Genomic DNA, 11,838 nt, shown 5'->3' with positions numbered 1-11,838 from the left:
GGGGGGGGGGGGGGGGGGGGGGGGGGGGGGGGGGGGGGGGGGGGGGGGGGGGGGGGGGGGGGGGGGGGGGGTCAGGCCGCGCTCACCACGCCGTCGTGGAGCACCGGCACGACGGATGCCGCGTCGCGCGAGGCCGCCGCGAGGACCGCCTCCCGCTCGCCATCGGCCGCGAGCGCGCGGCCGTTGCCGCTCGCCGTGAGCAGGTGGCGCACCGCACCGCCGAGCGCGCGGAAGCCCTCGCCGGCGACGGCGGCGTCGGGCGAGGCGTGATCGATACCGAGATCGCCCAGAGCGGCGACGACGGCACCCGCGCCGAGCAGGTCATCGACCGCGAAGCGCACCCCCGTGGCATCCGCGTCGTCGACGGAACCCGCCGCGATCACCGAGATGCTCGTGCGTGCACCGCGCTCGTGCTGCACGGCCATCACGTGGGCGGCGACCGCCGCAGCGTTGCGCAGACCCCCGATGACCACATGGGCGCCGGCGGCCTCGGCAGCCCGGGCGAGTCGGGCCGCGGCGTCGGCGTCTTCGGTGAGGTCGAGGTCGGCACCGTGCTCGCACGCGCTCAACGCGTGCGCCGTGAGCCCCAGCGTCTGCACGACGACCACGACGTCCGCCGGCGCGAGGCGCGCGAGGCCCGCATCGCCCCACTCGAGACGCACCTGGTAGTCGGACTGCGCGTGGGCGGAGGTGTTCGACATCCTTCGAGCCTAGAACCGCTCGACCGGGCCCTTCGACCAGCCCCGGGGCGTCCCGGGCGTCGCGCATCCGACCATCGACAAGCCGCTCGCGTCGCGACCCATCGAGGAGCGGAGGGGCCTCCCGGGCGCCGCGGGGGTCGGACCGTTCGGCATGCGCGGCCACCTCCGACGCGTTGCGACCATCCGACGGCATCCGCGTCAAGGTGTGCGCGCCGCGGGGCGCGGTCGGGCACGATCGACCCATGCGCATCCTGCTGAAGTTCGTCATCGACTGCGACCCGGATGCCGCCTGGCGTGCCCTGCATTCACCGCGCGCGGTCGCCGAGCTGTACGGCCCCCTTCTCGAGGTCGACGCGCTGGGCACCATGCCGACGTCGTTCGCCTCCGGCGACGACGTGCCGGTGCAGATGAGCGTGGCCGGGGTCGTCCCCGTGGGTCGCCAACTCATCTCGGTCGCCGACCGCGAGACCACCGACGACAACGGCCGGGTCCGCGTGTTCCGCGACTGGGGCGTGCCGCTCACCGGCCCGCTGTCGGTGCTCGACGTGTGGGATCACCAGATGGCCGTCTCGGCCGCTCCGGGCGATCCCACCCGGACGCTGTGGCGGGAGCGCCTGACCATCGGCGGCGCGGCCGCTCCCGCCCTGTGGCCCGCCCTGTGGGCGACATGGCAGTGGCGCGCGGGCCGCATTCGCGCACTCGCACCGACCTGGGCCTACGACCCCGAATCCCCCGCCGACGCCGACGCCGCGCCGTGAGCCCCGTGCTCGTGCGTGCCGCGACGCCCGACGACAGCAGGTGCATCGCGAACGTGCACGTGATCAGCTGGCGGGAGTCGCACGCGGGTCACGTCCCCGACGCGTTGTCGGACCTGCTCGACGTCGAGCTCGCCGCGTCGCGGTGGGCCGCCCGACTGCGGGGTGAGACGCCGCCCGACGCCGAGCGGCTGGGAGACGCGTGGGTGGCTTTACGCGCGAACCGCATCGTCGGGTTCTCATCGGCCGGGCCCGCGCGCGATGCCGACCTCGCCGGAAAGGTCAGCGAGCTGTACGCCCTCTATGTGATCGCAGCGCATCACGGCACCGGGGTGGGTGCAGCGCTGTTGGACGCCGCCCTGGGCTCAGGCGCGGCCAGTCTGTGGGTGTTGGCCGACAACCCGCGCGCCCGCGCGTTCTACGGCAAGCACGGGTTCGTGCCCGACGGCGTGACGCGTCGAGACGACCGGTGGGGCGGTCCGCTCCACGAAGTGCGGCTGAGGCGGGAGGACCGACCGCGCCGCGGTCAGACGAGCCCGTGCCGATAGGCGAACACGACCAACTGCACACGATCGCGCAGGGCGAGCTTGGTGAGGATGCGGCTGATGTGCGTCTTGACCGTGGCCTCGGAGAGGAACTCGCGCTCGGCGATCTCGGCGTTGCTCAGCCCGCTCGCGGCCAGCGCGAAGATCTCGCGCTCGCGATCGGTGAGGTCGGCGTAGGCCGCCGGCACGGGCTCCGTCGCGCCACCCTCGGCGATGTGCGCGAACAGCTCCCGGGTGGCCGAAGCGGCGATCACCGCGGAGCCGGCGTGCACGGTCCGCACAGCCGACAGGAGGAATTCCGGCTCGGAGTCCTTGAGCAGGAAACCGCTCGCCCCACCCTGGATGGCGCGGGCCGCCGCTTCGTCGAGGTCGAAGGTGGTCAGCACCACCACGCGCGGGGCGTCGGGTTCGCGCAGGATCTCCGCGGTCGCGGCGAGGCCGTCCATCACCGGCATGCGCACGTCCATCAGCACGAGGTCGGGACGCGTCGCGCGAACGACGTCGATGCCCTCGCGGCCGTCGGACGCCTCGCCCACGACCTCGAGGTCGGGCTGCGAGTCCAGCACCATCTTGATGCCGGCGCGGAACAGGGCTTGGTCGTCGACGAGGACGATGCGGACGACCGCGCTCATGACGTCGGTTCCTCTCTCGGGTCGGGGCTATCCGGCATCCACTGTGCCCGAGGGCGGCCGCGGCGCCGGTGCGGCGGTCGGTCGACACGCGAGGGTTTCACCCGGGTGCCCCGATCGGCAGGCTCGCCTTGACGACGAACTCGCCGTACTCCGGCCCCGCGGTGAGACTGCCGCCGACGAGTTGCGCGCGCTCGCGCATGCCGATGACACCGTGGCCGCCGGCCGGTGGCGTCGACCCGGAGGATGCCGTGGACCGGGCATTGCGCACCCCGAGCACGACGCGATCGGGATACCACCCGAGGTGCACCCGAACGCGCGGGTCGACACCGTGGCGCAGCGCGTTCGTCAGCGCCTCCTGCATGATGCGGTACACGGCGAGCTGGATCGACGCGGGCGGTACACCCGGCGGCTCCGGATCGCTGACGACGTCGAGCACGATGCCGGCCGCGCGCATGCGGTCGAAGAGCTCGTCGAGGTCGGCGAGCGTCGGCTGGGGTCCTTCGGCTTGGCTGTGCCGCAGCTGCGTGAGGAGGAGGCGCACGTCGGTGAGCGCGGAACGCGCCGTCGTCGAGATGGTGGCCAGGGCGTCGGAGGTCGCTGCCGGGTCTTTCGCGGCGGCGTACCGCGCCCCGTCGGCCTGAGCGATCACCACGGCGAGCGAATGGGCGACCACGTCGTGCATGTCGCGCGCGATGCGCACGCGCTGCTGCTCGGCGATGGTCTCCGCCTCGGCGGCGCGCTGGGCGCGACTGTTCGCCGCCGCCCGCATCGCGGTTCGCACGAGGGCGCCCGTCACCCACGAGAGCATGAGCGCGAAGCCGGCCGCCAGCAGCAGGGCTCCCGCGACGAACCAGACCTCCGCGGTCGGAGGTTCCGACATGCCGCGGCCCACCAGGTACACCGGCACGATGACGGCACCGGCGATGGCCGAGCCGAAGCCGCTCCAGAACACGCGCGTGCTGCCGTAGGCGGCCGTGGCGTAGAGAACGGCGAAGATGGCCAGGTTCGTCGGAGAGGGCGTCATGCCGAAGCCCATCTGCAGCGCGGCCCCCACCCACGCCAGGCACAGGGCCAGCCCGGGGTGCAGGCGCCGCACGGCGAGGGCGGCCGTGTACGCGATCACCATCAGCGTCGCACCCGCGAAGGACGTGGTCTGGGCGGAGCCGACCAGTTCGATGACGATCGCGAGGAGCCCGAACGCCCCGGCGATCACCAGGTCGGTGATCAGCTGGTAGCGCGCGAGAGTGCGGAAGGAGAGCATCGCGTTCACGCTACGCGGGGCCGCACGGCCGTGGCATCCGTCTCGCGATGTATCCCGGCGCTCCCTCAGGCGGGGAAATCGGCCGGCTCGATCGGGCGCGCCTCGAAGAAGGTCTGCAGCACCACCGTGGTGCGGGTGTTGACCTGCGCGGCCGCGCGGATGTCGCGGATCAGGGCCTCGAGGTCGCGCGGGGTGGGCACGCGGACGAACAGCATGTAGGCGGCTTCCCCGGCGATCGAGTGGCAGGCCTCGATCGCGCTGAGGTGGGCGAGGAGCTCGGGGGCGTTGTCGGGCTGGGCGGGGTCGAGCGGGGTGATCTCGACGAGCGCGGCGAGCGGCCGACCCAGGGCCTCGGCGTCGAGCACCGGGCGGTACCCCTTCACGATGCCGCGGGACTCCAGACGGCGCAGGCGCGACTGCACGGCCGAGACCGACAGCCCCACCCGGTCCGACAGGTGCGAAAGCGTGGCCCGGGCGTCGAGCGAGATCTCGCGCACGATCGCGGCGTCGACGGCGTCGTCGAGACGCGGGGCGCGGGGCGCGGGAGCCTCGGTCATGGGCTCGACAGTAGCAGGACCGCCCACCGCGCCCCTGGCGGCATCCGTAGTTTTTCCGTTAGCATCGCACTGACGCAGGAATATTTACAGACATGAGCGGAGGATGCCATGACCATCGCCACGCCCACCCGTGACGACGCCGATCTGATCGCCGGTCTCGGCGTCGACGCCGTCGAACGCACCCCCGCCTGGCGCCGCCTCAAGAGCGCCGCCGCAGCCCTTCAAACGCTGCAGGCGAAAGACGGCTCGATCGACGACGGCGCCGCCGCCGCACCGCTCATCGACGACGTCATCACCGCCATCGAGGCGCTCGCACCGCTGTTCCCCCACGACACCGCGTACCTCGCCGCCTCGGTCGACGACTTCCGCCGCTGGCGCGAGGAGGGGCTCGGCGTTCCCGACTTCCTCGACTCCCTGGTGGCGTTCCAGCCGCAAGAGCACCGCGTCGACGGCATCCGCCACCTCGTCGTGTTCCCCATGTACACGCAGAACGGCTCCAGCGACCGGCACGTCGAGGCACTCCTCGTCGAGGCGATCTGGCCCGAGTTCATCGCGCGCCTCGAGACGGAGTACACCAACCGGCTGTTCGTCTCGCTGCGCCTGATCGACTTCACCTCGGGTTACGACACCAACTCGGCGGTGCTCTTCCCCGAGACGGTCGCCATGCGCGAAGTGCCCGCCTTCACGTGGGGCGCGATCTTCCAGGACCGCGAGGCCGCCCGCTACCGCCGCGTCACCCGCGCCGCCGCCGAGATCACCAAGCTCGACCTGCCGGAGGCCGCCGCCCGCCTGCTCGACGACCAGGAACTGGCCGAGCGCACCTTCGTCATGTGGGATCTGATCCACGACCGCACGCACATGCGCGGAGACCTGCCCTTCGACCCGTTCATGATCAAGCAGCGGATGCCGTTCTTCCTCTATTCGCTCGAAGAGCTGCGGTGCGACCTCACCGCGTTCCGCGAGAGCGTCGCGCTGCAGGCGCGCCTGTCTCTTCGACAGGCTAAGGAACCGGACTTGGATGCTGCCGAGCGGGCGATGCTCGAGCACGCCGAGCTCGTGCAGTACGCGGTGATCTTCGACCGCATCTTCCGCTTCGCCATCACCGGCTCGCGCGTGCGCAATTACGACGGTCTCGGCGGCCAGCTGCTGTTCGCGTGGTTGCACCAGCGTCGCGTGTTGCATTGGACCGACACCTCGCTCGCCTTCGACTGGGCCGAGGTCCCCGCGGCCGTCGTGGCGTTGGCCGACGCGATCGACGAGCTCTACTGGCGCTCGATCGACCGTCCCAAGACGGCGCACTGGCTCGCCGCCTACGACCTCGTGCGGTCGGTCGTCACGCCGCACCCGGCGTCGGTGTGGGCGCGGGGGCTGCCGGATGACGTGCTCGCGGGGCTCCCGAAGGGGTACACCGACGCGGTGCTCGACGACGAGTTCCCCCTGTCGATGTTCTTCGAGGCACTGGAGAAGAAGATGCGACCCGTGATCGCGTCGACCGAGGGGATCCGCGCGACCGACTGACGGCGGACGAGATGATCATCGACGAAGGAGTGCGCGGGCGGACGGTGCTGCTCGCCGGCGGAACGAGCGCGGCGGGTCGCGCGAGTACGCGGGCGCTGACGGCCGCCGGGGCGCACGTCGTGGTCGTGGGAAGCAACCGCCAACGTCTCGCGCGACTCGCTGCGGAGATGCCCGACCTCGCGATCGAGCGCTGCGATCTCACCGCTGCGGACGAGGTCGACGCGCTGCGCGACCGCGTCCACAGCGCTCGCGGCGGGGTCGACGGCATCCTGCACCTCGTCGGGGGGTGGCGGGGCGGCGGCGGTCTCGCCGGGCAGAGCGACGACGACTTCGCCTTCCTTCTGCGCTCGCTGACGGCGTTGCGGCACGTGAGTCGCGCGTTCGACGCCGACCTGCGTGCGTCGGATGCCGGGCGACTCGCGATCGTGTCATCGACGGCGGTCGAGCGGCCCCTCGCCGGCGGCGCCAACTATGCGGCGGTGAAGGCCGCGTCGGAGGCGTGGGTGCGCGCGGTCGCCCAGGGGTACACGAAGCACGCGCGCGACGCGGGGCGGAGCGCGACGGCCGCGGCCGTCATCTTCCGCGTCACGTCCCTCGAGGGGCTCGAGGACGCTCTCGCGGCGTCGGTCGTGGCGCTCTGGGACGACGACGCCACGGCGTGGAACGACGTCGTGATCGACATCGAGCCGCCGGGCTGACGCCGCTCGAGCTTCGCCGGTGTTCAGCTCGTGCGCGCGATGTCGGTAGGTCTCAGCTCTCGTCGCGAGGCGGTTCGCCGTGCAGACCCCGCGATGCCGGCTCCGGCACGGTCGCGCTCGACTCTTTGGCGCGCCCGGAACCGGCGAGGGGCTCGCGCGCGCCCGGAGCGGGCGTTTCCGCCGCGTCGCCGGTCGGGGCGGTGTCGCCCGCTGCCTGGACGACGTCGGCGTTGACCTCGGCCGTGCGGTACTGCTGCGACAGAATGCGGTACGACCGGGTCAAGAAGGCGAGCGAGGCCGCAACCACCATCACGAGACCGGCGAACACGAAGACGAGAGCGATGCCGCGCGACTCACCGTCGCCGAGCAGCCAGCCCCACGTGGCACGGCCGTCGGAGCCCTCCATGTAGGGAATGATCGCGAACTGGGCGATCGGGGCGATGAGGAACGACGTCACCGGCGCCGCGGCGGACTCGAACGCGGCGGCGAAACCGAACACGCGTCCCTGGGTGGCGAAGGGGACCACCTTCTGGATGACGGTCTGCTCCGCGGCCTCGACGGGTGGGATGAGCGCCATGTAGACCCAGATGCCCGCGGCGTAGAGCCACCACCAATCGCGGATCACGAAGACCGCGCCGAGTACCCCCATTCCCATGACGATCCACAGCATCGTGCGGATGGGGTTCTTGCCGAGGCCGAACTTCGCCACCAGCCCACCACCGATGATGAAGCCCGTCGCGGTGACCCCCAGGACCAGACCCCACACCTGCACGCTGAAGAGCTCGAGCCCATAGGGATCCATGAGCGCCATGTAGACGCCGCCGATGAGGTTGTTGAAGGTCGAGAAGACGATGAGCGCGAAGAGCCCGGGAGCCGCGCGGACAGCGCGGACGGCTCCCCCGAGGTCGACCATCGGGCTGCGTTCGGCACCGGCCGCCGGACGTTCTTCGGCGAAGCGGATCGTCAGCAGGTGGACGAGGGCGACGAGGGTCAGCACGATCGCGATCGCGAGGGTCCACCCCATGCCGAGGAAGCCCACTGACAGTCCGCTGAACACGCTGGTGACGACGAAGGCCAAGCCCTGCACGGTGCCGACGAGACCGTTCGCGTTCGCGTGGCGCTCGACCGGCACGAGCAGCGTGACGGTGGTCGACAGGGCGATGTTGCGCATGTTCTCGATGACGGCGCCCGCGAGGATGACGCCCGAGAACAGCCAGAACCACGGCCCGCCCAGATCGAGCAGGGCGGCCTCGGGAAAAGCCAGCCACAGCGCGCCCGCCACGAGGAACGCGGTGAGGGTGACGAGGCCGGAGAACACCATCACGCGGTGCTTGCGGTGCCGATCGACGATGGAGCCGAACACCATCGCGAAGAGGGCGAGCAGCAGCATGTAGGCGCCCCCGACGATGCCCGTCGCGAGCACCGAGCGCGTCTCGAGATAGACCCAGAAGGTCAGCGCGAACCACAGGAAGCTGGTGGTCACGTTGGCCGCGGCGGTGTTGATCAGCACCGCGAGGAAGGTGCGGTTGCCGCCGACTGGCGCGACGATCGACCCGGCGGGGGTGGGCGAGGGCTGGGCGTCGGACATGGCCATCACGCTAGACCCGACCTCCGACATCGGCCAGAGCCTGTGCTGCGGCGAGCGCCGGAGGCCCCGGGCGGGACGCGTTCTCCTACCGGTCGCTCCGGACGATCAATCCGCCATGGTCGAACGGTGTCCCGCCGGGCGGAAGCCCTCGGCCCGGACGCCTCAGTCGGGCAGCGTCCCGCTGTGCGAACCTCTCGGCCAGGAGGCCGCAGGCGAGCGGTGTCCCGCCGGGCGGAAGCCCTCGGCCCGGACGCCTCGGTCGGGCAGCGTCCCGCCCTACGAGATGTCTCAACAGAATGCCTCAGTCGAGCAGGCTGCGGATGTCGTCGGCGGTCAACCGCGGCCCGCCCGCGAACGTCTCACCGCTGCCGTCACCGCCGTCGAGGACACGGGCGAACAGGTCGGCCTTCGCCTCGCGCAGGGCGACGACCTTCTGCTCGACCGTGTCGGCCGACACCAGCCGGTAGACGATGACGGGACGCGTCTGCCCGATGCGGTGCGCCCGGTCGATCGCCTGATCTTCGACGGCGGGGTTCCACCAGGGGTCGAGCAGCACCACGTAGTCGGCCTCGACGAGATTGAGGCCCACTCCGCCGGCCTTGAGCGAGACGAAGAAGGCGGGGTCGTCGCCGTCGCGGAACCGATCGATCTCGGTCTGCCGGTCGGTGGTCGCGCCATCGAGATATCCTGACGCGACCCCCGCGTCGGTGCATCGCTGTCGCGCCGCACGCAGGAAGCGCGTGAACTGGCTGAGGACGAGCACGCGGTGCCCCTCGGCGGCGGCTTCGACGAGCAGTTCTTCGAGAGCGTCCAGCTTCGCTGACGGCGCCTCGCCCTCATCGACGAGCGCAGGGTCGAGCGCCAGCTGCCGCAGCATCGTCAGCGAGCGGAAGATCGCGAAGCGGTTGCCGTCGGCGTCGGCGTCGAGCAGCCCCAGCAGGCGCTGGCGCTCCCGGTGGAAGCGCCGGTCGTACAGCTTGCGGTGCGCCGGATGCAGGGTCACCTCGAGGACGGTCTCCTGCTTGGGCGGCAGCTCGGAGGCCACGAGCTCTTTGGTGCGCCGCAGCAGGAACGGGCGGATGCGCCGACGGAGCAGATCGAGGCGCTCACCGTCGGAGCGCTTCTCGATGGGCGTGCGGTACAGCTCGGTGAACGACTCGCGGGTGCCGAGCAGGCCCGGCGCCACCAGCGAGACGAGAGCCCAGAGTTCGAGGAGGTTGTTCTCCATGGGGGTGCCGGTGATGACGAGAGTGAACGGCACGGCCAGCGCACGGGCGGCGCGGTACCCCCTCGACGACGGGTTCTTGATCTGCTGCGCCTCGTCGAGCACCAGTCCCGACCACGAGATCTCGGCGTACTGCTCCTGCTCGAGCCGGAAGAGCGCGTAGCTGGTGACCACGACGTGCGCTCCCGCTGCCGCGTCGGCGATGCTCGTCGCGCGTCGCGCCCGCGTCGCCGTGATCACGCGCACGTCGAGCTCGGGGGCGAACTGGGCGCACTCGCGGGCCCAGTTGCCCACGACGCTGGTGGGCGCGACGATGAGGAACGGGGCCATCGTGGGTTCGTCGGCGCGCGCGGCCTCCATCATCGCGATGGCCTGGACGGTCTTGCCGAGTCCCATGTCGTCGGCGAGGATGCCGCCGAGTCCCTGCGTGCGCAGGAAGTGCAGCCAGTCGAGACCGGTGCGCTGGTAGTCGCGGAGCGTCGCCCGCAGGCACGCCGGCGGGTCGACCGGGGTCAGGGCGGCCTCGTCGGTCAGGCCGCGGACGCGCAGCCACCATTCGGCCTCGTGCGCGGCGAGCATGCCGAGCTCGGACAGGTCGTCCCACAGGCCCACGTTGTAGCGGTTGAGCTTGAGCTCGTCGACGGGTCGGTCGGCGAGGGTCCGGGCCTCGTCGATCACCGCGCGCAGACGGTCGAACTCGGGGGTGTCGAGCCGGACGTACTCGCCCTCGCCGAGGAAGAGCACCCGGTCGCCGAGCGCCAGGGCGGTGTAGAGCGCGGTGAAGTCGACCTCGACCTCGCCCACGCTCACCCGCGCATGGAGGTCGAACCAGTCGCTGCCGTCGTCGTCACCGGTGCTCAGGTGCACGACGGGCGCCTCGGGCGATGCCCGGTAGGCGGGATCGTCGCCGATGCGCTCGACCCGCACGTGGTCGAGAGACTGCAGACGCGGCAGCGCCTCGACCACGAACAGCGCGGCCGCCGCGGGAGCCAACGCGCGAGCCGGCGCCCTGCCCGTCGAGAACGGCCCCGGGATGTCGATCCGCAGCTCGTCGGCGATCGCAGCGACGGCGGCCCAGACCTCTCGCTCATGGTCGTCATGGCGTCGACCGTGCGTGGGCGAGCGGTCCCAGCGCGTCGCCACGGTCGTCGCTCCGTCGCCGTGCTCGACGCGCACCTCCAGCACCGGACGCGGTGCGGTCGGCACCTCCACCGTGCCTCGCGGCGACACCACCGGTGCGTCGAGCTGCAGCCGCGGCAGGTACTCGCGGAGGAAGGTGTCGGAACCGCCCTCGTCGACCGTGAGCGCCCCTGATCGGGCGAGCAGCCCGCGCACGGGCCCCACGGCGGGCGTCGACAACCGGGCGAGCGTCAGGCGTTCGTCGTCACCGTCGCGGTCGGCCACGAAGGCCACCGCGACCGCCGGGTCGCCCACCACCCACGACGGAAGGGCGGCCGTCTCCTCGTCGACGCCCTGAACGACACCGCGCACGTGCAGGCTCGAACCGCGACGGTCGAGCGCGACCGCGACGGTCGCGGGCGTGTCGGCGATACGCACGGGGTGGTGGGCCCCGGCTCCCGACACGAGCGGGACCCCGGCGGCGATCACGGCCTCCAGCTGCAGCCACAGCGAGTGCGGGGGAACCGCGGAGAGCGGCATCCATTCGTCGGACATGTATGCGCCGGAGCCGGAGCGCCCCAGTCGCCCGAGGCTGTCGAGTGCGGCTCGAGCCCGCGGATCGGCGGGCAGGGTCGCCAGAGCCGACCACCCGGCCCGGCCCTTGATCCACGTGCCGCGGGTGCCGCGCACCCCGGGTCGCGCGGTGAGGGTGAGAGCGGTGCTGCGGCCGTAGCCTCCGCCACGGCGGATCGCGAGGAAGAGGCAGAGTTCGAAGGGCGGTTCGTCGTCGACGACGGGCGCCGCGGAGAACAACTCATCGAGCGAGCGCTGCCACTCGGGGCGGGGCGGACGACCCGCCGAGATCATGCGGTCGAACAGCACGAGTGCGGCCGCGCACGAGTGCTCGCACTCGGGACCGCGCCCGCACGAGCACCACCCCGACAGCCGCGAGAAGTCCGCGGGCACCCGCAGCTCGAGGTGCTCGTACCCCGCGGCCCCGAACGACTGCGCCGAGACCACGATGACCCCGCTGATCGACCGTGCGTCGCCGACCTCGACCGAGCCGTAGACGAGCAGACGGTCGGCTCGCATCATCGCCGAGGCGGAGAACATCTCGCCGGCGATGCTGAGGGCTTCGGGATCCAACCGCATCCCTCCATTGTCGCGGGGACCCCCGACACCGCGCCCCGCCCGGGCGGAACCGGGGAAAGAGTCCCGTTGGGGAGGAGCCGGGAAAAG

At 71.9% G+C, this 11,838-nt stretch carries 10 protein-coding genes; 4 read left to right on the top strand and 6 right to left on the bottom strand.

Annotated features, from left to right (window positions below):
* Nucleotides 1-71: 71 nt before the first annotated feature.
* Nucleotides 72-701 (bottom strand): 2-phosphosulfolactate phosphatase, encoded by a 630-nt coding sequence (locus AS029_RS01625; RefSeq protein WP_058230856.1) that lies wholly within the window; start codon nucleotides 699-701, stop codon nucleotides 72-74.
* A gap of 242 nt (nucleotides 702-943) precedes the next feature.
* Here AS029_RS01625 and AS029_RS01620 point away from each other — a divergent pair, with 242 nt between their 5' ends.
* Nucleotides 944-1,459 carry a hypothetical protein gene (locus AS029_RS01620; RefSeq protein WP_058230855.1) on the top strand — a complete coding sequence of 172 codons (516 nt, stop codon included), beginning with the start codon at nucleotides 944-946 and terminating at the stop codon, nucleotides 1,457-1,459.
* Complete coding sequence (locus AS029_RS01615) at nucleotides 1,456-2,004, top strand: GNAT family N-acetyltransferase (RefSeq protein WP_058230854.1); 549 nt, start codon at nucleotides 1,456-1,458, stop codon at nucleotides 2,002-2,004. Before AS029_RS01620 ends, AS029_RS01615 begins: the two co-directional genes overlap by 4 nt.
* On the opposite strand, the gene AS029_RS01610 is transcribed toward AS029_RS01615, so the two are convergent.
* From AS029_RS01610 to AS029_RS01600, 3 genes are all read right to left on the bottom strand, one after another.
* A complete protein-coding gene (locus AS029_RS01610) occupies nucleotides 1,983-2,633 on the bottom strand; it encodes a response regulator (protein ID WP_058230853.1) in 651 nt (216 codons plus the stop codon). The two genes, AS029_RS01615 and AS029_RS01610, sit on opposite strands and share 22 nt — an antisense overlap.
* A gap of 97 nt (nucleotides 2,634-2,730) precedes the next feature.
* Nucleotides 2,731-3,894, bottom strand: a complete 1,164-nt coding sequence (locus AS029_RS01605) for a sensor histidine kinase (RefSeq protein WP_058231179.1) — start codon at nucleotides 3,892-3,894, stop codon at nucleotides 2,731-2,733.
* A gap of 65 nt (nucleotides 3,895-3,959) precedes the next feature.
* Nucleotides 3,960-4,451 (bottom strand): Lrp/AsnC family transcriptional regulator, encoded by a 492-nt coding sequence (locus AS029_RS01600; RefSeq protein WP_058230852.1) that lies wholly within the window; start codon nucleotides 4,449-4,451, stop codon nucleotides 3,960-3,962.
* A gap of 108 nt (nucleotides 4,452-4,559) precedes the next feature.
* Between AS029_RS01600 and AS029_RS01595 the strand changes: the two genes are divergently transcribed.
* A complete protein-coding gene (locus AS029_RS01595; protein ID WP_139167984.1) occupies nucleotides 4,560-5,969 on the top strand; it encodes a DUF6421 family protein in 1,410 nt (469 codons plus the stop codon).
* A gap of 11 nt (nucleotides 5,970-5,980) precedes the next feature.
* Nucleotides 5,981-6,667, top strand: coding sequence for an SDR family NAD(P)-dependent oxidoreductase (locus AS029_RS01590; protein ID WP_058230851.1), 687 nt, complete (start codon nucleotides 5,981-5,983; stop codon nucleotides 6,665-6,667).
* A 52-nt stretch (nucleotides 6,668-6,719) separates the two neighbouring features.
* Here the strand turns inward: AS029_RS01590 and AS029_RS01585 are convergent, their stop codons facing one another.
* Together AS029_RS01585 and AS029_RS01580 are read right to left on the bottom strand one after the other, a co-directional pair.
* A complete protein-coding gene (locus AS029_RS01585) occupies nucleotides 6,720-8,255 on the bottom strand; it encodes an MFS transporter (RefSeq protein ID WP_082642129.1) in 1,536 nt (511 codons plus the stop codon).
* Nucleotides 8,256-8,556: 301 nt separating this feature from the next.
* The gene (locus AS029_RS01580) at nucleotides 8,557-11,751 is read right to left on the bottom strand and encodes a DEAD/DEAH box helicase (protein ID WP_058230850.1); all 3,195 of its coding nucleotides are present in this window, start codon (nucleotides 11,749-11,751) and stop codon (nucleotides 8,557-8,559) included.
* Nucleotides 11,752-11,838: the final 87 nt, after the last annotated feature.

The sequence above is a fragment of the Microbacterium enclense genome, from assembly GCF_001456955.1.
In the GTDB taxonomy this organism is placed as follows: Bacteria; Actinomycetota; Actinomycetes; order Actinomycetales; family Microbacteriaceae; genus Microbacterium; species Microbacterium enclense.
Note: the sequence above shows the minus strand (reverse complement) of the source record. Positions and strands in the feature narration are given on the sequence as shown.

Excerpts from the sequence above, each read along its gene's own strand:
- AS029_RS01625 (WP_058230856.1), bottom strand. The coding sequence starts at position 701 with ATGTCGAACACCTCCGCCCACGCGCAGTCCGACTACCAGGTGCGTCTC.
- AS029_RS01620 (WP_058230855.1), top strand. The coding sequence starts at position 944 with ATGCGCATCCTGCTGAAGTTCGTCATCGACTGCGACCCGGATGCCGCC.
- AS029_RS01610 (WP_058230853.1), bottom strand. The coding sequence starts at position 2,633 with ATGAGCGCGGTCGTCCGCATCGTCCTCGTCGACGACCAAGCCCTGTTC.
- AS029_RS01605 (WP_058231179.1), bottom strand. The coding sequence starts at position 3,894 with ATGCTCTCCTTCCGCACTCTCGCGCGCTACCAGCTGATCACCGACCTG.
- AS029_RS01600 (WP_058230852.1), bottom strand. The coding sequence starts at position 4,451 with ATGACCGAGGCTCCCGCGCCCCGCGCCCCGCGTCTCGACGACGCCGTC.
- AS029_RS01595 (WP_139167984.1), top strand. The coding sequence starts at position 4,560 with ATGACCATCGCCACGCCCACCCGTGACGACGCCGATCTGATCGCCGGT.
- AS029_RS01590 (WP_058230851.1), top strand. The coding sequence starts at position 5,981 with ATGATCATCGACGAAGGAGTGCGCGGGCGGACGGTGCTGCTCGCCGGC.
- AS029_RS01585 (WP_082642129.1), bottom strand. The coding sequence starts at position 8,255 with ATGTCCGACGCCCAGCCCTCGCCCACCCCCGCCGGGTCGATCGTCGCG.
- AS029_RS01580 (WP_058230850.1), bottom strand. The coding sequence starts at position 11,751 with ATGCGGTTGGATCCCGAAGCCCTCAGCATCGCCGGCGAGATGTTCTCC.